At 68.9% G+C, this 20,167-nt stretch carries 21 protein-coding genes; 14 read left to right on the top strand and 7 right to left on the bottom strand.

The features are described 5' to 3' along the window. Nucleotides 1–24 precede the first annotated feature (24 nt). From AC1HFH_RS15605 to AC1HFH_RS15590, 4 genes are all read left to right on the top strand, one after another. Entirely contained in the window at nt 25–783 is a 759-nt protein-coding gene (locus tag AC1HFH_RS15605; RefSeq protein ID WP_480243504.1) for an SAM-dependent methyltransferase, read from the top strand. Between the two features lie 221 nt (nt 784–1,004). Then, on the top strand, nt 1,005–1,814 hold the full coding sequence (locus tag AC1HFH_RS15600; protein WP_480243503.1) for an MmpS family transport accessory protein: 810 nt from the start codon (nt 1,005–1,007) through the stop codon (nt 1,812–1,814). A 136-nt stretch (nt 1,815–1,950) separates the two neighbouring features. Next, entirely contained in the window at nt 1,951–2,832 is an 882-nt protein-coding gene (locus AC1HFH_RS15595) for an ABC transporter ATP-binding protein (protein ID WP_480243502.1), read from the top strand. Then, nucleotides 2,829–4,010, top strand: a complete 1,182-nt coding sequence (locus AC1HFH_RS15590) for an ABC transporter permease (RefSeq protein WP_480243501.1) — start codon at nt 2,829–2,831, stop codon at nt 4,008–4,010. Before AC1HFH_RS15595 ends, AC1HFH_RS15590 begins: the two co-directional genes overlap by 4 nt. Before the next feature lie 14 nt (nt 4,011–4,024). Here the strand turns inward: AC1HFH_RS15590 and AC1HFH_RS15585 are convergent, their stop codons facing one another. Then, nucleotides 4,025–5,749: a GMC oxidoreductase gene (locus AC1HFH_RS15585; RefSeq protein WP_480243500.1), complete on the bottom strand. Its 1,725-nt coding sequence runs from the start codon at nt 5,747–5,749 to the stop codon at nt 4,025–4,027. A 102-nt stretch (nt 5,750–5,851) separates the two neighbouring features. Between AC1HFH_RS15585 and AC1HFH_RS15580 the strand changes: the two genes are divergently transcribed. The 4 genes from AC1HFH_RS15580 (at nt 5,852) to AC1HFH_RS15565 (ending at nt 9,119) form a co-directional block, all read left to right on the top strand. Continuing rightward, nucleotides 5,852–6,550 (top strand): MerR family transcriptional regulator, encoded by a 699-nt coding sequence (locus AC1HFH_RS15580; protein ID WP_480243499.1) that lies wholly within the window; start codon nt 5,852–5,854, stop codon nt 6,548–6,550. Then, entirely contained in the window at nt 6,540–7,250 is a 711-nt protein-coding gene (locus AC1HFH_RS15575; protein ID WP_480243498.1) for a TetR/AcrR family transcriptional regulator, read from the top strand. Before AC1HFH_RS15580 ends, AC1HFH_RS15575 begins: the two co-directional genes overlap by 11 nt. A gap of 122 nt (nt 7,251–7,372) precedes the next feature. Further along, nucleotides 7,373–7,996 (top strand): LUD domain-containing protein, encoded by a 624-nt coding sequence (locus AC1HFH_RS15570; RefSeq protein WP_480243497.1) that lies wholly within the window; start codon nt 7,373–7,375, stop codon nt 7,994–7,996. A 124-nt stretch (nt 7,997–8,120) separates the two neighbouring features. Continuing rightward, on the top strand, nt 8,121–9,119 hold the full coding sequence (locus tag AC1HFH_RS15565; RefSeq protein WP_480243496.1) for an AurF N-oxygenase family protein: 999 nt from the start codon (nt 8,121–8,123) through the stop codon (nt 9,117–9,119). Between the two features lie 15 nt (nt 9,120–9,134). Here AC1HFH_RS15565 and AC1HFH_RS15560 read toward each other — a convergent pair whose 3' ends face one another. Further along, complete coding sequence (locus AC1HFH_RS15560; protein ID WP_480243495.1) at nt 9,135–9,854, bottom strand: TetR/AcrR family transcriptional regulator; 720 nt, start codon at nt 9,852–9,854, stop codon at nt 9,135–9,137. A gap of 348 nt (nt 9,855–10,202) precedes the next feature. On the opposite strand from AC1HFH_RS15560, the gene AC1HFH_RS15555 reads away from it, so the two are divergent. Next, nucleotides 10,203–10,679, top strand: coding sequence for a nitroreductase family deazaflavin-dependent oxidoreductase (locus tag AC1HFH_RS15555; RefSeq protein WP_480243494.1), 477 nt, complete (start codon nt 10,203–10,205; stop codon nt 10,677–10,679). A 16-nt stretch (nt 10,680–10,695) separates the two neighbouring features. Here the strand turns inward: AC1HFH_RS15555 and AC1HFH_RS15550 are convergent, their stop codons facing one another. Further along, nucleotides 10,696–11,898 (bottom strand): site-specific integrase, encoded by a 1,203-nt coding sequence (locus AC1HFH_RS15550; protein ID WP_480243493.1) that lies wholly within the window; start codon nt 11,896–11,898, stop codon nt 10,696–10,698. 456 nt (nt 11,899–12,354) lie between these two features. Here AC1HFH_RS15550 and AC1HFH_RS15545 point away from each other — a divergent pair, with 456 nt between their 5' ends. Then, complete coding sequence (locus tag AC1HFH_RS15545; RefSeq protein ID WP_480243492.1) at nt 12,355–12,873, top strand: hypothetical protein; 519 nt, start codon at nt 12,355–12,357, stop codon at nt 12,871–12,873. A gap of 15 nt (nt 12,874–12,888) precedes the next feature. Here AC1HFH_RS15545 and AC1HFH_RS15540 read toward each other — a convergent pair whose 3' ends face one another. Then, a complete protein-coding gene (locus AC1HFH_RS15540) occupies nt 12,889–14,382 on the bottom strand; it encodes a serine/threonine-protein kinase (protein WP_480243491.1) in 1,494 nt (497 codons plus the stop codon). 98 nt (nt 14,383–14,480) lie between these two features. On the opposite strand from AC1HFH_RS15540, the gene AC1HFH_RS15535 reads away from it, so the two are divergent. Next, nucleotides 14,481–15,230, top strand: coding sequence for an SDR family oxidoreductase (locus AC1HFH_RS15535; RefSeq protein WP_480243490.1), 750 nt, complete (start codon nt 14,481–14,483; stop codon nt 15,228–15,230). 99 nt (nt 15,231–15,329) lie between these two features. Continuing rightward, nucleotides 15,330–16,085, top strand: coding sequence for a bestrophin-like domain (locus tag AC1HFH_RS15530; RefSeq protein ID WP_480243489.1), 756 nt, complete (start codon nt 15,330–15,332; stop codon nt 16,083–16,085). 154 nt (nt 16,086–16,239) lie between these two features. Here the strand turns inward: AC1HFH_RS15530 and AC1HFH_RS15525 are convergent, their stop codons facing one another. Next, nucleotides 16,240–17,406: an alpha/beta hydrolase family protein gene (locus AC1HFH_RS15525; RefSeq protein ID WP_480243488.1), complete on the bottom strand. Its 1,167-nt coding sequence runs from the start codon at nt 17,404–17,406 to the stop codon at nt 16,240–16,242. A 220-nt stretch (nt 17,407–17,626) separates the two neighbouring features. Here AC1HFH_RS15525 and AC1HFH_RS15520 point away from each other — a divergent pair, with 220 nt between their 5' ends. Further along, a complete protein-coding gene (locus AC1HFH_RS15520) occupies nt 17,627–18,292 on the top strand; it encodes a nucleoside/nucleotide kinase family protein (protein ID WP_480243487.1) in 666 nt (221 codons plus the stop codon). Nucleotides 18,293–18,415: 123 nt separating this feature from the next. Further along, nucleotides 18,416–18,808: a peptidoglycan-binding domain-containing protein gene (locus AC1HFH_RS15515; RefSeq protein ID WP_480243486.1), complete on the top strand. Its 393-nt coding sequence runs from the start codon at nt 18,416–18,418 to the stop codon at nt 18,806–18,808. Here the strand turns inward: AC1HFH_RS15515 and AC1HFH_RS15510 are convergent. Both AC1HFH_RS15510 and AC1HFH_RS15505 read right to left on the bottom strand, forming a co-directional pair. Continuing rightward, nucleotides 18,790–19,593 (bottom strand): AfsR/SARP family transcriptional regulator, encoded by an 804-nt coding sequence (locus tag AC1HFH_RS15510; RefSeq protein ID WP_480243485.1) that lies wholly within the window; start codon nt 19,591–19,593, stop codon nt 18,790–18,792. The genes AC1HFH_RS15515 and AC1HFH_RS15510 overlap by 19 nt on opposite strands. A gap of 133 nt (nt 19,594–19,726) precedes the next feature. Beyond that, nucleotides 19,727–20,074, bottom strand: a complete 348-nt coding sequence (locus AC1HFH_RS15505; protein WP_480243484.1) for a hypothetical protein — start codon at nt 20,072–20,074, stop codon at nt 19,727–19,729. Between the last annotated feature and the right edge of the window lie 93 nt (nt 20,075–20,167).

The following is a 20,167-nucleotide window of genomic DNA, read 5'->3' as shown; positions in this document are numbered from 1 at the left end:
ACCACCCGTGCGAGTATCGCGCGAGTGTACGACGCTGCGCTGAACGGCAAGGACAACTACGAAGTCGACCGCGCCGTACTCGAACAGGTCCGGTCGGTGGCCCCGCAGGTGAACGACCTGGCCTGGGCGAATCGCGACTTCCTGATCCGCGCCTGCCGGTTCCTGGCCCGCCAGGGCGGTATCGACCAGTACCTGGACCTGGGTTCGGGGCTGCCGACGGCCGAGAACACCCACCAGGTGGTGCAGCGGATCAACCCGGACTCCCGGGTGGTCTACGTCGACAACGACCCCTCGGTGCTCACGCATGCGGAGGCGTTGCTGGCGAACAACAGCCGCACCCGGATCGCCGAGGCCGATATCTTCCGGCCGCTGGAGGTGCTGGGAAACCCGGTGGTTCGCGAGGAGCTCGACTTCACCCGGCCGATCGCACTGTTCCATATCGGGACCATGCACCATTACCTCGGTGAGGACGGCCCGGCCCTGCTGCAGACCTATATCGACGCGCTGCCGTCGGGTTCGTTCGTGGCGATCGCGCACTTCTGTGACCCGGAGACGCCCGAGCACAGCGAACTCGCCCGGAAGATGGAAGAGAAGTTCGTGCACAGCCCGATGGGTAGCGGCAGGTTCCGCACCCGGGCGGAGATCCGGGCCATGTTCGGTGGCCTGGAGATGATCGAGCCCGGTCTGGTGCTGTGCGACGACTGGTGGCCGGACGGACCGCGGCTGGCGCCGCTCACCGATGTGCGCAACTGCATCGTCGCCGGAATCGGCCGCAAGTCCTGAAGAACGTATCCCACAGCTGATTTCGGCAATCGGGGACGTACCGCCGGATATCGCGGTACGTCCCCGAATCGTGTCCGCGACGGCGAACGGCTGTTCACGTAGCGTTGCGCGGCAGGGTCCCGGACCGTAGATTCTGCACGGCCGTCGGGCGCATCGGATCAGGGGGTTTCGATGGGCCGCGGCACCGAATGGATCGACGACTGCCGACAGGAGCACGACCGATGACCTATCCGCCACAGCCGGGCGCACCGGGCGGGCCGCCGCCGGGCACCGGACCCGGGTTCCCGCAACCCCAGCCGATGCCGCCGGGACAGCCCATGCCGCCGCCGGGGTATCCGCAGGGCGCCCCCGTCCCGCCGCCCGGCGGCCCGGGGTATCCGCAGGGCGGCCCGGGCTTCCCGCCCGGTGCCCCGGGGGGTCCGCCGGGTGGTCCCGGGTATCCGCCCGGACCGCCCGGGTATCCGCCGCAGGGTGGTCCCGGGTATCCGCCACCGCCGCCGCCGAAGAGCAAGGCGTGGGTGTGGGTCCTGGTGGTCCTGCTGGTGGTGGCAGCCGTCGGCGGTATCGTCGCTGCCGTCGTCCTGGCGGGTGACGACGAGGACGACGGCAGCGAGCCGGCGGCCGGGACTTCGGTGTCGGCCACCAGTGCGGTTCCGCCCGGTGCTCCGGAAATCCCCGAGATTCCGGAGATTCCGGATCCGACCTTGCCGCCGCTGACCGGCATGCCGTCGATCCCCGACGTGCCTTCGGCTGGCGCCGGTGGCTCGGTCGAGTACGAGGTCGAGTCCGACGGTCCGCTCGCCTCGGTGGCTTATTCCGACGAACAGTCGGAGGTCGTTTCCGAGGAGAACGTCGATGCTCCGTGGCGGGAGAGTTTCGAGGCCGACGAATCGTCGATCTCGGCAACGGTGTCGGCGATGACCACGGGCAGTGAGGTCACCTGCCGGATCAAGGTGGACGGCGAGGTCGTCGACGAGAAGACCGCGCGGGGCAGCGGCGCCATGGCCGTCTGCTCCGTCGCACTCTTCTGACCCACCACAGGTGGGGATCCCGACGGGGCGCAGCCCGAGGCTTCTGCGCCCCGTCGGGTATCGGGGTCCATTCCCCGCAGTCGGCCGGTTCTCCGGGTACCGTGGCTCGGGGAGCCCGGAGACACAGGGGGTTGTGATGCTGGCAGTGGAGCGGCTGGTTCGCCGATTCGGCCAGGTGACTGCCGTCGACGACGTCACGTTCAGCGTCCCGGCGGGTGCGCTCACCGGGTTCGTCGGTGGCAACGGGGCCGGCAAGACGACCACCATGCGGATGATCATGGGGGTACTGGCAGCCGATGGCGGTGCGATCCGCTGGCAGCACCGGGAAGTCGATGCCGCGGACCGGCGGCGGTTCGGCTACATGCCGGAAGAACGCGGCCTCTACCCCAAGCAACGGGTGGCCGATCAGCTCGTCTACCTGGCTCGGCTGCGCGGTATGGCCCCGGCCCGGGCCCGGCAGCGGACCGAGGAACTACTGGACCGTTTCGATCTGGCGCCACGCCGGCACGATCCGCTCGAATCGTTGTCGCTCGGAAATCAGCAGCGGGTGCAGATCGCGGCCGCGGTGATCGCCGACCCGGCAGCCCTCATCCTCGACGAGCCGTTCTCCGGCCTGGACCCCGATGCGGTCGACGCCATGGCCCAGCTGTTGCGTGAGTACGCCGCGGCCGGTCTGCCGGTGCTGTTCTCGTCCCATCAACTCGATCTGGTGGAGCGCCTGTGCGACCGGCTGGTGGTGCTGGCGGCCGGGCGCGTGGTGGTGGAGGGCACCGTGCCGCAGCTGCGGAGTGCGAGCCCGCTGCGCTACCGGCTGGTCACCGGTGGCGAACTGGAGTGGCTCCGGTCCGAACCCGGCGTCTCGGTCGTCGAGATCGAGGGGTCCCGCGCCCTGCTGGAACTGTCCGGCGATACGACCACCGACCGGCTGCTGCACGCCGCCCTGGATCGAGGGTCGGTACACGAACTCGCCGAGATCCGGCCCTCGGTGGCGGAGATCTACCGGGAGGTGACCGCATGAGTGATCGGACCGGCGCGGCATGGTCCATCGTGGCCCGCCGCGAGATGGCGGTGAAGTCGCGCGACCGCAATTTTCTCGTCTCCACCGCGCTCACTGTGGTGGCGATCGCCATCGCGCTGGTGGTGAGCGCGTTCGTCAACAACCGCACGGAGGAGATCCGGATCGCGGTCACCGGGCCGGGGGCCGAGGAAGTGGTCGCGGCGGCGGGCATTCTCGCCGACGCCGAATCGGCCGATATCGCCTTCGTCCCCGGATCGGTGGCGGATTCTGCGACGGTCCGGGACCGGGTCCGCAGCGACGCGGTCGATGCCGGCCTGCTACCCGATCCGGACGCCGGGTGGCTGTTGGTGACCCGCACCGGGACCGACGACGAGGCCACCACCTATCTCTCGGCCGCGGCCGGGCAGATGGCGGTCGCACACAATGCGGCCGCAGCCGGATTGTCGATGGCCGATCTGGGCCGTGGCGGTGATGTCCGCACCGAGGTGCTCGAACCCGCCGCGGTGGAACCGGGCCTGGTCGCAGTGACCTCGCTGGTGTTCGCCTTCATGTTCTACTTCGCGGCCCTGCTGTTCGGGATGGCGATCGCGCAGAGCGTGGTGGAGGAGAAGCAGAACCGCATCGTCGAACTGCTGGCCAGCGCCATTCCGCTCCGGCAGCTGCTGATCGGCAAGGTTGCCGGCAACACCGCAATGGCGCTGGGGCAGCTGGTGTTGTTCGCCGCCGCCGGCCTGGCGGGCCTGGTCGTGCTCGATGTGGCGGTGCCGATCGGGCCGATCGCGGGCGCCGCCGGCTGGTTCATCGTGTTCTTCGTGGCCGGATTCGTGGCCCTGGCCTGTCTGTGGGCGGTGGCGGGCGCGCTCGCCACCCGCAGCGAGGATCTGCAATCGACGTCGACACCGTTGTCGATCATGATCATGACCGTGGTGCTCGCCGGTATCTTCCTGGACGGGACCGCCCAGGTGATCGGTTCCTACGTGCCGATCGTCTCCATCGTGGCGATGCCGGCCCGGGTGGTAGCCGGTACGGCCGCATGGTGGGAGCCGCTGATCGCCCTGGCGGTCACGCTGGCCGCGGGATACGGCATCGTGCTGATCGCCGAGCGGATCTACCGTCGGTCGCTGTTGCAGACGGCCGGGCGGCTGACCGTCCGGCAGGCGTTGCGCCTGCCGGACTGACCGGTGCAGGTGGTTCAGCTCGCGGACCGGTCGCTGCCGGTGATCTCGACGATCGGCAGGACCAGCGCGGCCGGGGCGTCGGCGGGCACGGCGGGGGAGTGCGGCGCCACCGGCTGGATCCGCCGATAGCCGTCCTCCTGCCGCGGCCGGGTGTCCTGCTCACCCTTGTTCGGCCAGTAGGCGGCGGCCCGTTCGGCCTGTGCGGTGATCGTCAGGGACGGATTGACGCCCAGGTTCGCCGAGACCGCGGCACCGTCCACGACACTGAGCGTCGGGTAGCCGTACACCCGATGGTAGGCGTCGATGACGCCGTGCTCGGGATCGGCGCCGATGGCCGCGCCACCGAGGAAGTGGGCGGTCAGTGGGATGTTGAAGACCTCACCCCAGGTGCCGCCCGGTACGCCACCGATCTTGTCCGCCACCCGGCGGGTCACGTCGTTGCCGGCCGGGATCCAGGTCGGGTTCGGTTCGCCGTGGCCCTGTTTCGAGGTGAGCCGCCGCCCGAACAGGCCGCGCTTGGTGTAGGTGGTGATCGAGTTGTCCAGGTGCTGCATGACCAGGGAGATGATGGTGCGCTCACTCCAGTTGCGCACGGACAGGAACCGCAGCAGCAGCAGCGGGTGCAGCAGCGCGATGCCGAGGAACCGCAGCCACCGCGGCATCTTTCCGCCACCGTCCACCATCAGCGTCTGCAGCAGGCCCATCGAGTTGGAGCCCTTGCCGTACCGGACCGGCTCGACATGCGTATCGGGGGTCGGGTGGATCGACGACGTGATCGCCACGCCCTTGGTGAAATCCAGCCCCGGCGTGACCGTCTTCGTCGCCGCGCCGACGATGGATTCGGAGTTGGTGCGGGTCAGGACCCCGAGCCGGTCGGACAGGTTCGGCAGCGTCCCCTGATCGCGCATCGCATGCAGCAGTTTCTGGGTGCCCAGGGTGCCGGCGGCGAGCACGACCTGCCCGGCGGTGTAGGTGCGGGGCGCCTTGCGCAGCCACGCACCGGTCCGCTGGGTGTCGACATCCCAGCTGCCGTCCGGCAGCGGCCGCAGCGCGGTCACCGTGGTCATCGGGATCACCTGCGCCCCGGCCTGCTCCGCGAGGTACAGGTAGTTCTTGACCAGGGTGTTCTTGGCGCCGTACTTGCAGCCGACCATGCAGTCGCCGCATTCCAGGCATCCGGTGCGCGCCGGACCCACCCCGCCGAAGTACGGATCGTCGACGGTCTTGCCCGGCTCGCCGAAGAACACGCCGACCGGGGTCTGGGTGAACGTGTCGCCGACACCCATGTCCTCGGCGACCGCCTTGAACACCTCGTCCGCCGGCGTCATATGCGGGTTCTGCACGACGCCGAGCATCTTCTTCGCGCGCTCGTAATAGGGGGTGAGCTCGTCGCGCCAGTCGGTGATGTCGCGCCACTGCGGATCCCGGAAGAACGGCTCCGGCGGGACATACAGGGTGTTGGCGTAGTTGAGCGATCCGCCGCCGACCCCGGCGCCACCGAGGATCAGGACGTCGCGCAGCGGGTGGATCCGCTGGATCCCGTAGCAGCCGAGCTTCGGTGCCCAGAGGAACTTGCGCAGGTCCCAGCTGGTCCTGGGCAGTTCGTCATCGGCGAATCGGCGGCCGGCCTCGATGATCCCGACCCGGTAGCCCTTCTCGGCCAATCGCAGTGCGGTGACGCTGCCACCGAATCCGGAGCCGACGATGAGGACGTCGAAGTCGGTGCTGGGTTCGGGCATACGGGCTCCTCGGTCGGACGTCGACGGTGACGCGGGTTACGCTAAATGGCGACAGTGGCAGCTGTCAACGTAATCCCGGCCGCGCCGCCTATGCTGTTTCGCGTGTCGCGATATTCCCGTACCCAGCTCGCCGAAGTCAGCGGCGTTGCGGCGCGGACCATCCGCTACTACCACTCCCTCGGGGTGCTCCCGAAGCCCGGGCGGTCGGGAAAGGAAGTGGTGTACTCCGACGAGCATGTGGACCGGTTGCGCGCGATCGGCGAGATGCAGGCCCGCGGGCTCCGCCTGGATGCGATCCGGGAGGTGCTCGCCGCCGAACCACAGGGCACGGCATCGGGTGACTGGCGGACCTTGTTCGCACCACGCGGCGAATCGGCCGACGGTGGCGGAGCCGTACTCGACGATGCCGCCCTCGCTGCCCTGCTCGGTGAACGTGGTCCGGACCTGCTCGACGAACTGGTCGCTGCCGACTACCTCCGGCGTCGCCGGGAGGGCTGGCAGGTGCCGGACCAGGCGATGCTGAAGGCAGCGCTGGTGCTGTACGACGTCGGGACCGATGTCGCACTGAGTGCCAGATTGCGTGCCATGGTCCAGACCCGGATCGGCGCGCTCGCCGACGAGATCGTCGCCGCGTTCCGGGAAGGAGCCGCCGGCGGGTACGGCGGTGAAGGGGTGGCCACCGATCTGGATCGATTCCGGGATCGGTTTCGGGCGGTGGCCTGGGAGGTCGGCGGGAGCGCACTGGCCGCCGAGGTCGAGCGGGCCGCCCGGGACCTGCGGGAGGCGCCGGATGAGTCGTGACCGGACCGCGGGTCTGCCGCGCGCCGCGGTGCGCGCGCAGACCCTGGCCGAGATCAAGCGGCTGGGCCGTGCGCAGCTGGCCGAGCACGGTGCGGCCGCGCTGTCGCTGCGGGCGGTGGCCCGCGAGCTCGGCATGGTCTCCTCGGCGGTGTACCGGTATGTCCGGAGTCGCGACGAGCTGCTGACGCTGCTGGTGGTGGATGGATACAACGCCCTGGCCGACGCGGTCGACGCGTCGGTCGCGCAGGCCGGTGCCGATCCGGTGGATCGCTTCCGGGCCGTGGGGCGGTCGCTCCGGGCCTGGGCGCTGGCCGAACCGGCCTGGTACGGATTGCTGTTCGGTACGCCGGTGCCCGGCTACGCGGCGCCCGCGGCGGAGACGGTTGCGCCGGGAACTCGGGTGATCGGCACCCTGCTCGGGATCGTCGATACCGCGCATCGGGCCGGTCGGCTCGCCGAGCCGGCGGGCGCGGTGGCGGTCTCGGGCCGGCTGGCCGGTGATCTCGTGGCGGTGCGGGCGGAATTCGGGGTGGATATGCCGGACGGGCTGTTGCTGCGGAGTGTGTCGGCGTGGACCGGGCTGCTCGGTGCAGTGAGCGCCGACATCTTCGACATGTACGGTGCCGACACCTTCGGTGATCGCGCGGAGATCTTCGAGCGGCAACTCGATGCGCAGCTGATGTTGCTCGGATTTCGCTGATCCGGGCGGGCCGTAGCGTCGACGATGGTGGGTCGGCTGCATCCGGCGGCGGCGATCGGTACGGTGGTTCCGGACAGTGCCGCGGTGGCATGGGGATGTCGGGTGAGAACAGGAGTATCCGAATGAACTCGAATGCGGAGATCCTGCGCAGGGTCCGCGACGGACTGCTGGAGTTGCCCGACGACGATCACGTCTCGCCCACCCGGGCGACCGCGGCCGGTGCGGCCGTCCCGGACCGCGCCGAGCGATCGCGGCTGGTCGCGCAATTCGCCGAGCAGTTGCGTCGAGACGGCGGGCAGTTGTTCCGGACCGACGCCTCCGGGCTGCCGGAACAGCTCGATGCCGTGCTGACCGAACTGGGCGCAGGTGGTGTGGCCGCGGACGGGATCCCGCAGGGCTGGCTCAATCGGTGGGCCGCACACGCGGCGCGGGACGTCGTATTCGATGCCACCGAGGCCGATACCGCCGAGAGCGGATCGATCGATGCGGTGGTGACCGGCTGTGTCGCCGCAGTGGCCGAATCGGGTGCCGTCGTCCTGGTGGCGGGGGAGTCGTTGCGTCGGCGTCCCGCAGCGGCGCACGTCTGCGTGGTGACCGAGGAACAGGTCCGGGGCACCGCTCCGGAGGCCCTGGAACTGATCGAGGGCACCGCGACGCCTGCCTGGTCGGCCGGGCCGGCCCGCGCCGGCGCGGACGCGGGAGACGACGCGCGCCGGCTCGCGGTGCTGCTGGTGTCCGGCAGCTGAGTGATTCGGGTTGCTGCCCCTCGGCGTGGGGGGTTGTGTGAGACCCTTAGTCCCACTTATTCTCGGGGTGTTGGTGTGACAGCGGCAACAGTCGCTGCGCGCCGAGTGAACCGAGGAGGCACCGATGACGCTGACCGAATCGACGAAGTCCGGTCCGATCACTGCGGAGTACCGTGACATCCTGGCCACCCTGTCGCAGGGGTCGGTCGATCGGAACTTCGATCCCTATCTGGACATCGACTGGGATTCGCCTGAGCTGGCGCTCGACCCGAACGATGCGCGCTGGGTGCTCGCACCCGAAGTGGATCCGCTCGGCGCCACCCGGTGGTACCGGGATCAGCCCTTGGACCGGCAGATCGAGATCGGCAAATGGCGGGTGGCGAATGCCGTGAAGGTCGGCGCGGCCTTCGAGAGCATCCTGATCCGCGGCATGATGCAGTACATCATGAAGCTGCCCAACGGTTCGCCCGAGTTCCGGTACTGCTTGCACGAGATGACCGAAGAGTGCAACCACATCCAGATGTTCCAGGAACTGGTGAACCGGATCGGCGTCGACGTGCCCGGGATGCGCCCGGTGTTCCGTGCGCTCTCACCGTTCATCGGGGTGGCCGGTGGCTATGCATACGTCGTTCTGTTCATCGGCATCCTCGGCGGCGAGGAGCCGATCGATCACTACCAGAAGGCGGTGATCCGCGAGGGCGAGAAGATGCCGCCGATGGTCTTGCGGACGATGCAGATCCACATCGCCGAGGAGGCCCGGCACATCTCGTTCGCCAACGAATTCCTCAAGGCTCATATCGGCCGAATGGGGCCGCTGGGTCGTGGGGTGTGCGGTGTGGCATTTCCGATCGCGATGCGGTGGCTCGCCGGCGAGATCATGGCACCGCCGCGTTCCTTCGCGAAACAGTTCGACATCCCACGTGAGGTGATCGACGAAGCGTTCTGGGATTCCCCGCATTCTCGGCGGATCCTGGCGGGCTATTTCGCCGACATGCGGAAGCTGGCCGGCGAGTTGGGGCTGATGAATCCGGTGACCCGGCGGTTGTGGCGCGCCCTCGGCATCGATGGGCCGGAGGCGCGCTACCGCAGTGAGCCCGAACGCGGCATCCGCCGCGTGGCCTGACGTTCCGGAACCGGATCAAGCGGGTTCGGTGAGCCCGGCGATCACGGTGAGCAGCGGCTGGTCCGGGTCGAGCACGACATCGTGTTCCCGGGCCACACCGTCGACGACGTGCCAGGCGTAGGCCGCGACCTGTTCGACGAGCTGATCGCGGGACAGAGCGGGGTCCGGATCGGCGGCCCATCGGGTGACGGTGGCCTCCGTCATCGACACGATGGCGAAGGTCATCGTATCCGCGGTCGGCTCATCGGCCACGCCGACCGCGCCGGCCAGGCCGGAGACCAGCGCGCGAGCGGAGGCGGCGATATCGGCGATGAGGCCGCTCATTGCGTCGATATCGGTGTCCGCATCGCTCGGGCCGGTGCGGAGGAAGTCGCGCAGGCGGGGGTGCTCGAGGATCCAGGACACCACCGCGTCGACGGTGCGGATCAGGATTTCCCGGATCGAGCCCTCCTGGATATCGAGGGCGTTCTCGACATCGCCGATGAAACGATCGCAGATCTCCGAACGGATCCGCCGGTCGAGTTCGTCCCGACCGGCGAACTGCCGGTAGACCACCGACTTCGCCAGTCCGGCACGTTCGGCCACCTGCACGATCGGCACTTCGACACCGGCGGGGGACTGCTCGAGCAGTTCGATCGCCGCTGCGACGATCCGCTCCCGCCGGCTGTCGTTGTGCGGTTGCCACCGGGTCTGGCGGCCGGTGACCGCGGGCTGGGGTGCGGGTGCGCTCGACACGGGACGAAGTGTAGAGCACAGGGGAGGGGGCGCTTCGATGGATCGCGGCAGATCCACTCGGTAGGGGAGTTGCAGCAGAGTCGAATTCGTCTCGCCGTCAACGGAATCGGATGCATCGGCCGACCGGGGTCGCAAGTGGCATAACGTACTATGATACGTAGATATGCGCATCTAAATATGTAACTCTCTCCAAATCCCGACGAGAACTCACTTTCCGAGCATTTCGAAAAACCGCTTCGGAGCGGAGAGGGGCGGCCGATGCGGAACCCTCGGTCTCCCGGGGTGAGGTCGCTCTCAATCGGCGATCCGGAGCAGCGGTGGCGGGGCGTACTGGGTGAGGATTCGGGCATGGTGTGGAATCCGGTACCCGGGATCGCTCGTCGAATCGCTGCGCAACGCTGGGTGATGCGTGCGGCGCCGGTGGTACTGCCTGCGGAGCGGGTGGTGCGGCGGCTGACCGGCGGGCGGCGCGGAGTGCTGGATCTGGCCGGGTTGCCGTCGATCGAGATCACCGTGCCGGGCCGGCGGACCGGTCTGCCCCGGACCACGTCACTGCTGTATGTACCGGACGGTGCGGACTTCTTGGTCGTCGGGTCGAACTGGGGTCGGCCGCAACATCCGGTGTGGTCGGCGAACCTGCGCGCCGCCGAGCGGGCGACGGTGCGGGTCGGTGGGCAGCGGCACGAAGTCACGGTCACCGAGATCACCGGAATGGACCGCAAGGCGGCCTGGGACCAGGTGGTGGAGTACTGGCCGGGTTACGAGATGGAGTACGAACTGTCCGGCCGGCGGGAGTTCCGGATCTTCGCGCTTTGCCCGGCCTGATCGGTATGCCGGCGGTTCACAGGCCGAGTTTGGTGACCGCGTTGTCGTCGAGCGGGTTGGCGGTACGGATGTAGCCGTGCACAGTGCGCGGATTCGACCAGCGGCCCTGGCGCATGATCTCGCGGTCGCTGGCACCGCCCAGTGCGGCCTGGGTGGCGAATCCGGCACGCAGCGAGTGGCCGGAGAACAGAGCGGGATCGAGTCCGGCGCGGGCGGCGTAACGCTTCACCAGCTCGGCGACCGCCCGTCCGGACATGGCGGCGTCACCGAGAGCGCCGTGTCGGCTGATGGTGGGAAACAGCGGTAGTCCGGCGCCGTGCAGCGCCGTACCGGTGTAACTGTGGCATCGGTGGAGGTCGTGGGCCGTCGGGGCGGTGCCGAGGCGGGTGCGGAGTCCGGCGCTGCCCTCGGCGCGGTGTATTTCACGTAGCCGGATCCAATCGGCGAAAGCACAGACCGGACAGGTGTGTGGGCGCTGTCCGCGGGGGAGGGCGACCTGCTGGCCGTGAATGCCGGTGGGGTCGGTCTTGGTGGCGGGAAGCCGGACGAGCAACACCGGTTCGCCGGTGCGCGGGTCCAGGTCGGTGTGCACATCGTCGATACGGAGGCCGGCGATCTCGCTGCGGCGCAGTGCCCCGGCGAAACCGACGAGCAGGATCAGCGCATCCCGGCGCCGGGCGGGTTCGGTCGGCCAGCCGGTGGCCGGGAGTTCGGCCAGCAGCTGATCGAGAGTGTGCAGCAGTACCGGCCGTTTGCGGCGCGGCTGCGCCCGGCGGGAGCGGCGGATGCCCCGGAGCGTTAGGCGGACCACATCGGCACGAGTGGGCGCGGCGAGTCCGTTGGCGGCGTGGACGGCGGCGATGGCGGCAGCTTTGCGATCCAGTGTTGCCGGGCTGAACGCGGGGGTACCGTCGGCGCGCCGGGCATCTGCGGCGGCCGCGAGGTAGACGGCGATATCGAGTGGGTCGGCGGGAAGGGCCTGCCGGGCCTCCGCGGCACACCAGCCGGCCCAGGCGACCCAATCCGATCGGTATGCACGCAGCGTATTCGGTGATTGGGAGGCTTCCAGATATCGGCCGAGCGCCGTGGCTTGATCCGCATCGAACCGGTCCCGCACCTGCTGGAGTGCGGCGGCGTCGACCAGGACGCTGCGGACTCCGCGGCGCAGCTGGGTGTGCACGGATTCGGGTACGGCGACGACGATTTCACCGTGCTGCACTGCTGCTCCTGTGTGGTTCGTCGATCTTGTGCGATCCGAGCCTAGTGTGACCTGTGCGATCCGGTGGCCCGGGTGTGAGGTAGGCGGTGTCGACAGGTGGCCGGCGCGGGGGGAACCTGCGGATGGAAGAAGTCGAGGAGATCGGGTTTGTCGGCGGTGCGTGCGGGTATCCAGGGTGCGGTCCGGCAGCGGCGATGGTGTGTCCGATCGGTGATCGTCGCAGCTACCGGTCCGATGGATGGGACATGTCGGCGCATCGCTGCGCAGATGTGTTCACCTGGCATAACGGGTGCTCATAGCCGTTTTCTCGGCCGTGCGGGATTCGGTGTGCCGGGTCCGGCGCGGTGCGTGGATCCGCGGCGGCCGGCCCGCCGGGCGGCGGTTCCGGGGACCCGATCGGCAGAGCTCTCGCGGCTGCCTTATGGTGGCTCGGGCGAGTAGTCGGAAGGCAATGCGGTGGACGAGCTTCGGCAGCAGCAGGAGGACGCCATCCGGGTGGTTTGTGAGACCCCCGGGAATCGGGCGACCTACCGGCAGGTGGTCCGGGTATTTCTGCGTTCGGTCTGGGGGTGGCCGATCATGGCGGCACTGGTCTTCGAATGGCTGGTGATCTGGTTGGTGGTGGCGCCGGTGGGTGGTCTGTACCTGCCGATTTTCCTCACTGTGGTGATGTTCGTGGCGACGATTGCGCTGCCCCTGGGGCCCGCACTGCGCAACACCACGATCCGCGCGACCCCGGGGTGCCTGCTGCGGGCACGGTATTTCGGGGAGTGCTTCGAGCTGGGGTCGGTGGCCGGTCCCGGTTGCTGTGAGGATTCCGACCGGTATCGGTACACGGATGTGACCGATGTGGATCGGCGTGCGGGTGGTGTGGTGTTGTCGTTGCGCAACCGGCGCCGGGTGGTGGTGCCGCGGGGTCTGGTGTCCGATGAGGCGCTCACCCTGTTGCGGTCGGGGCGCACCACCCCGGTGTGAACCGGTCGGGCGCGGTCAGGACCTCCGCAGGGTGCCGGTGATATCGCCGAGTAGGCCTTCGGTGGCGTAGGAGAGCGTGCCGTCCGGCTGCAGCGAGAGGGTGGTCGGCGAGCCGTCGTCGAGGCAGCCTCCGCTGTCCCCGGTGAGGGTGGCGACCAAGGTGACTTCGGTATCGGTGACACCGGTGAGCGTTTCGGTGCGCTCACAACGCCCACCGGTGACGAGGCCGGTATTGGCGGAGGTGCCGATCTGTCGGCCGACCGGGCCGTTCTCGAGACTGAGCTCGATACGGAAACCGACCGGTCCGTCGGTTGCGGTCCCGGTCCAGGTGCCTGCATATCCGGCGGGCAGTTCATCTGCTGCGACGGCGGTCGGCGGCGCGGGTGCTGTGGGTTCGCCTGCGGTGCGGGTCGCGACGAAGTAGGCGCCGACTGCCACGGCCACGGTGGCGATGACGACTGCGGCGAGGGCCCCGAGCAGAATCGGCCGGTTGATGCGACGGGTGGTGTCAGGGGCCGGCGGGACGGGCGTGGCAGGCCGCGCGGGAGTCGTCCGCGCGTAGCGGGCGTCGAACTGCGGAACGGTCGCCGGGGGCACGGTCGCCGGGCGCGGGGATTCATCCGCTCCGTCCAGGTCGAGCAGTTGTGTCGTAAGGCGGGTCACCTCGGCCGGCAGGGGAGCGGGTAGCCAGTCGTCGGGCGGCGCCGCGTCGAGATCGGCGAACCGGGCCTGCAGTTGCGGCACGGTGGGCCGGCGGGCGGGCTCCTTGTCGAGGCAGTCGGTGAGGATCGGGATGAGCCAGGCAGGCGCGTCGGTGAATTGCGGCGTCTCGTGGACGACCCGCCACATCATCGACATCATCGGGCCGGTGCCGAACGGCCCGTGCCCGGTGGCGGCATAGCCGAGGGTGGCGCCGAAAGCGAAGACGTCGCAGGCCGGGCCCGCGGGTACGCCCAGCACCTGTTCCGGACACAGGAATCCGGGGGAGCCGATGACCTCGCCGGTAACGGTGAGCACGCTGTCGTCGGTAGCGCGGGCAATGCCGAAATCGATGACGCGGGGGCCGTCGGCCGCGAGGATCACGTTGGCGGGTTTGAGGTCGCGGTGCACCACACCGGCGGCGTGCACGGCGGCCAGCGCTTCGAGAAGCCCCCGGGCCAGCGTCACCAGGGTGCGCTGCGGGAGGGGGCCGTACTGGTCGACCGCTTGACCGAGTGGCAGGCCGGCGACGTAGGCGGTGGCCAGCCAGGGGGGATCGGCATCGACGTCGGCGGCGAGCACAGGCGCGGTGTAGCGGCCGTCGATACGGCGGGCGGCGTCGACTTCACGCCGGAAACGGCGCCGGAACTCGGGGTCGCCGGTGAGGCCGGAGCGGATGACCTTCACGGCGACGGTCCGCCCGCCGTGGTTGCGGCCCAGGTACACGTGTCCCATGCCGCCGGAGCCGAGTACGCCGAGGATGCGGTATTCGCCGATCTGTGCCGGTGCGTCGGAGTCGGGCTGTCGCACGGTGTTTCGTTCCCTCTCGGTGGTGCCGGCTACAGCGTATCGTCCGAACGGGATATCCGGGGCTGCCGTGGTGCGGTGCGGGCGCCTACCATCGGGACATGAGTGCAGGCACGATCGTGATCACCGGGGCGAGTTCCGGGTTGGGCGCCGAGATGGCGCGGCAGTTCGCGGAACTCGGCTATGACCTGGGCATCTGTGCCCGCCGAACGGATCGTCTGGACACGTTGCGGGACGAGATTCGGACGGCGTATCCGGACCGGCGGGTCGTGGTGGAGCGGCTCGATGTCACCGACGACGCCGCGGTGTTCGCCGTGTTCGAGAAGTTCGTCGCCGAATTCGGGCGGCTGGATCGGGTGATCGTCAATGCGGGGCTGGGTAAGGGCGCCCCGATCGGTACCGGCGGATACGCGGCGAACCGGGCGACCGCGCAGGTGAACTTCGTTTCCGCGCTGGCGCAGTGCGAAGCCGCCATGCAGCAGTTCCGTGCTCAGGGTGGTGGGCATCTGGTGGTGATCTCGTCGATCGCGGGGTTGCGTGGTATGCCGAAGACGGTGACCGCCTATTCGGCGAGCAAGGCCGGGATCGCGGCGCTGGCCGAGGGGATCCGTGCCGAGCAGGTGCCGGGCGTGGCGGTTTCGGTGATCCACCCCGGATACATTCGGTCGGAGATGAACGATCGCAGTAGTCGTGCACCGGCTTTCCTGGTCGACACCGAGCCGGGGGTGCGTGCGATGGTGGCGGCGATCGAGAAGCGCCGGGCGAAGGCGTTCGTCCCGTCCTGGCCGTGGCTGCCGATCGGCTTCGCGCTCGAGCATCTGCCACTGGCATTGACCCGGCGCCTGGCCTGACACCGGTCGCCTCGCCGCGAGTCCCGCATTCTTCTCCCCGTCACCCGGGTACGCTCCGCTGTCGGCAGGCGCGTGTTCATTCGATGCAGGAGGCCATCGATGGTGTGGGCGTGGGTTGCAATGCTGGTTCCGGTGGTTGCGTTGGTCACCGGGATCGTCCTACTCCGGCGTGCCGCGCCGCGCGGCAGGCCGGGTGACCACAACGACGTCGCGGGGCTGGTGTTCCAGACGGTCGGTGCGCTGTACGCGGTGCTGCTGGCGTTCATCGTCGTCAACGAATGGAACTCGCTGCAGGCGGCCAAGGCGAACACCTTCGACGAGGCGAACATGCTCGGCGCGCTGTACTGGGATGCGCGGGCGTTGCCGCCGGAGATGGGGCGCGATCTGGAGCGGACGACCAAGGAGTATGCGCGGACGGTCATCGACGACGAGTGGCCGTTGCTCGGCGCGGGCGGTTACAGTCCGGCCGCGACCGCGCTGGTCTATCGGATGCGGGACGAGATCAACGCCATCCCTTCCGAGACGCCGCGTGCCCGGGCCGTTTTCGATCATTCGCTGGCGACCGTCAACGATCTGGCTGCGGCGCGACGGGAGCGGCTGAGCCAGACCGGCCACAATGTGCCCAGTGTGCTGTGGCTCGCGTTGGCATTCGGTGCCGCTGCGACGGTGGCATTCACCTTCCTGTTCGGGGTGTCCGGTTATCGGCTGCATCTGCTGCTGGCGGTGTCGCTGACGGTGGTGGTCGTATTGGCGCTGGCCCTGGTGTCGATGCTGGATCAACCCTTCGTGGGTGCAATCGCGGTCCGGCCGGAGGCTTTCGAGATCTTCCTGCGTGGATTGCCCGCCCAACGCTGACCGCGTCGCCGATCCGGTCGCGCCGTCGAACCCTCGCGCGCGTCGCGTGCTGACGAGAACCGTGTTCCCGCTGCCGGACGGCACCGCGGTTGCGGTGGACGATGTTGCTCGGGAGTTGCCGCCCGGGGAAGGCGGTGTAGCGGTTCGGACGGGATCATCGGATGCGGTGGACTTCGGGTTCGGTGGGCGCCGTGTCGAGGACGGTTCCGGTGCGGTCGCGGAGGAACTTGTCGAACATGGCGGCCACATAGGTGCGCACCAGTTCGGCGGCCCGCTGCCCGCCGATGGGGCCGATATCGCGTCCCATGGCCGGGCGGGCGGGGCCGGGGACCAGGACCGGCATATCGGTGAAGTCGTAGTGGTGTGCACCGGCGATCGTGAGGTGCTGCTTCCAGCCGGTGCCGGCGGCCCAGAATGCCGTCAGCGACGGGTCCGCATCGCCGACCTGCTCGACCTGTTCGCTGGTCAGTACGAGCACAGGTCGGTCGACTCCGTCGCGGACGGATTCGCCGAATTCGGCGTCGACGCCGAGCTGACCGTCCATGTCCACTGCGGCGTCGATGCGGCGATCGCCGTGCATGGCTTCCACCGCGGTATAGCCGCCCGAGGAGTGCCCGACCATGCCGATCTGCTCGAGATCGAGGATGCCGGACAGGCCGACCGGGAGGTTGCGCCCGTCCGCATCCGGATTGTCGTCGGCGGCGAGGGATTCCAATGCGTCGAGCACCATGTCGACGTCGTCGAGCCGGGTATCGATATAGAGCTTGCGCACTCGCGGGGTGAATCCTTCCGGCATCGGAGCCGGTTGTTCGAGGCGGCCGCCGGGGAATTCCACGGCCGGTCCGGTTTCGTAGGTGTGGTCGATGGTGACCACGACGTATCCGCGGCTGGCGAGGTCCTCGGCGAGGCCGGTGCCGAGGATCCGGCTCACCCCGGCGCCCGGCGTGTACAGCACCACCGGGTACTGCGTGTCGTCGGCGGCCGGGGCCTGCCGATAGGACCTGGTCAGCAGCCCCGGAAGATCGAGACCGAATCGGTCCTCCAGCTCACCGGCGAACGTTGTCGACGCCAGGTGGGCGCGGTGCAGGTGGTCGGTGCCGGTTGCCGGGTAGAACACCGAAACCATCAGTTCCCGCCCCCGGTCCGGGACGAACGGATCCGGTCGTTGTGAGTCCTCGAGCCGGAGCACGACGCGACCCACCTCGTGCGGTCCGGTGGTGGCCGGCAGGACGGATACGCCGACGTCGGCGGCCACCGGAGCGGGTGCGGTCGTGAGTGCAGCAGCGACAGCCAGACCTGCGGCCGCGATTCCGATTCGCAATGCGATTCCCCCTCGTCGATCCCCGGCCCACCGGAATAGTAACAGGAAGAAACGATTTCGGCTGGAAGGTGCTGTGGCAGCTGTGGCATCGGAGTAGCGCAGATCCGGTTAGATCCTGCCAAGCATGGCAGGCCGGGCAACTCCGATGCCGTTCCGGGCGGTGCGGCGCCGAGGAACACGGCGCCGGTAGCGTGGTGATCGGCGGATGGGCGGAGGAATCATGGGATCTGGTGGAGAAATGTCGGTGGCCGATCTCGCGGCGCGGGTGTGCTCGCGATTGCCGGTCGGCGGCCGGTTTCTGCTGGGCATAGCCGGCCCACCGGCGGCAGGTAAGTCGACGTTGTCGGAGCAGTTGGCCGAGGCGATCACCGCCACGTACGGGATTCCGGCGGCGGTTGCGCCGATGGACGGGTTCCACCGGACATCGGCCGACCTGGATGCGGTGGGTGCGCGCCACCGCAAGGGTGAGCCCGACACCTTCGATGTGGCCGGTTTCGTCTCCCGGTTGCGCCGGTTGCGTATCGCGGCGGCCGGTCAGCGAGTCGATTGGCCGGCCTTCGACCGGGAGCTCGACGATCCGATCTCGGACGCGATCACCATCGACGATCAGCGCATCGTGGTGGTGGAAGGAAACTATCTGCTGCTGGACCGGCCCGGCTGGACCGACATCGCCCCTTGTCTCGACGAGATCTGGTATCTCGATGCGGAGCGGTCGGCGATCGTACAGCGGCTGACCGAACGCTATCGGCGCGGCGGCCGCGCCGAAGAACAGATCCGGAGCAAGATCGCCGACAGCGACCTGCCCAACGCCCGCCTCATCGCCGGTACCCGGACCCGTGCCGATCTGGTGTTGCACGGGTTTCGGGAGACCTTCCCCCGCACGTGAACGGAAACTATCTGAGTGCAGGCACTTCGAGGAATGTCGGAGAAGAGCCCGAGAGCCGGATTCTACGGTCGGGCTGCTCGGCGGGAGTCGCTGCCGAGGAAACGATTTCAGGAGAATGCCATGATGCGAAGCTCTTCGAGGTCCTACCGTCTCACTCGGCTGGCCGGCGCTGTTGCGTTGACTGCGTCGACAGCGATGGGGATGGTGGCCGGTGTGGCAGCACCGGCGTTGGCAGAGACGGCGCCCTCGATCAACCAGTGCCTGTACTTCCAGCCACATCTGTTCCAGGGAGTGCAGAACCAGCACCTGTGCGTTGCCGCGCTGCAGTCGTTCCTGCACGCGTACTACCGAACCGGCATCGACGGTATCTTCGGTCCACAGACGCACGAGCATGTGAAGCTGTTCCAGCAGCGGATGGGAATCGGCGTCGACGGCTCGGTCGGACCGGAAACGTGGGCCGCGATCCGCACCGAATGCAAGAAGCGTGGGGACTGCGACTACCACGCGACGTTCTGAGCCGCCGGCAGTGAATCCGGCAGGTCCCGGCGCAGGACGGCATCGCGGAGTGCGGTGGTCGCCGGATCGGGATCGAGGCCGTGGGTGTCGACCAGGTGGATTTCGAATCGGCGGTAGGCTTTCAGCGCCTCGATCTGCCGGCCGGTGGCATACAGTGCGCGGATGAGCCGCTGCCATACGCCGTCGTGCAGCGGCTGGTCATCGGCCAGGCCGCGGAGCTCGGCGATGGTGGATTCGGCATGCCCGCACATGACGTAGGCGTCGATTCGCCCCAGGACGACCTGCAGTCGGCGTTCGTCGAGCTCGGCAGCCAATCGGTCGGCGAACCGGGTCCCGCGCAGGCCGGCGACGACATCGCCGCGCCATTCGGTGAGTGCCGTATCGAATGCCGATGCCGCGGTGCGGGGGTCGCCTGCGGCGGCCGCGGCGCAACCTGCGACCCGGGCCAGTTCGAAACGGCCGATATCGCACTGCGGGTCGTCGATGTCGAGAAGATACGTGGTCCCGCCGAGGGTGCGGAGTGTCATCCCGTCGTCGATCCCGGCGGCCCGTAGTCGGGTGCGTAGCAGTGACAGGTAGCCGTGCAGGCCGGCGGCCGGCCGGGTGGGCGGTGTGTCTCCCCAGACTGCCTCGGCCAGATTGGCCATCGATACGGCGTGGCGCCGATGGACGGTGAGGGCGGCGAGCAGTGCCTGTGGTTTTCGTCCTCGGATCGGGAGCGGGTCACCGTCGGCCAGCAGCTGCACCCGCCCGAGCAGCCGGATGTCGAGTTGCGGTGTGGACACGACTCAACTCCTGATCGTGGCGCACGGACATTCCTGGTGGCGCGGACCGGGTGCCGTCTATTCTAGGGAGACCCGGAAGCGGTGGCAGCCACCAGAAATGGGGGCAGACAGCTTGGTCTGGGTGGCGGGGTGGTCAGGCGCGGCCCAGGGCCCGACGGGTGGCGTCGAACCATTCCTGGGTGCGGACGAGCCCCTTGGCCACATCCTTGCGGCCCGCGGTGAAGCCGAAGAGGTCGGCGGCGGTGCGGGTCAGGACCGTGCCCTCGTTCTCGTCGAGCTCGGTCAGGACCTCGTCGTCGCCGAGCAGGTACGCCAGGACGGCGATGCGCCCGGCGGTGAGCTTCGGGCGGTGGTTGTCCCAGCCGTCGCGGCGGACGGCGCGGGCCTGCTCGACGAGCTCGGAGCGGAGGGCGGCGCGCTCGGCATCGGACGGCAGTCGGCTGCTCGCCCGCTTCCATTCGATCCGTTGCTGCGCGGCCATGCTGCCCGCTCCTCTCGTCCGGGCAGCCGGGTGGCCGCCGCGTGCCAGCCTATCGACCCGGTCGGCTGCTCCCTCCGTCGGTTCTCGGGAGGC

The sequence above is a fragment of the Nocardia sp. KT25-26 genome, from assembly GCF_056627695.1.
This window is presented reverse-complemented; position numbering and strand designations above follow the sequence as displayed.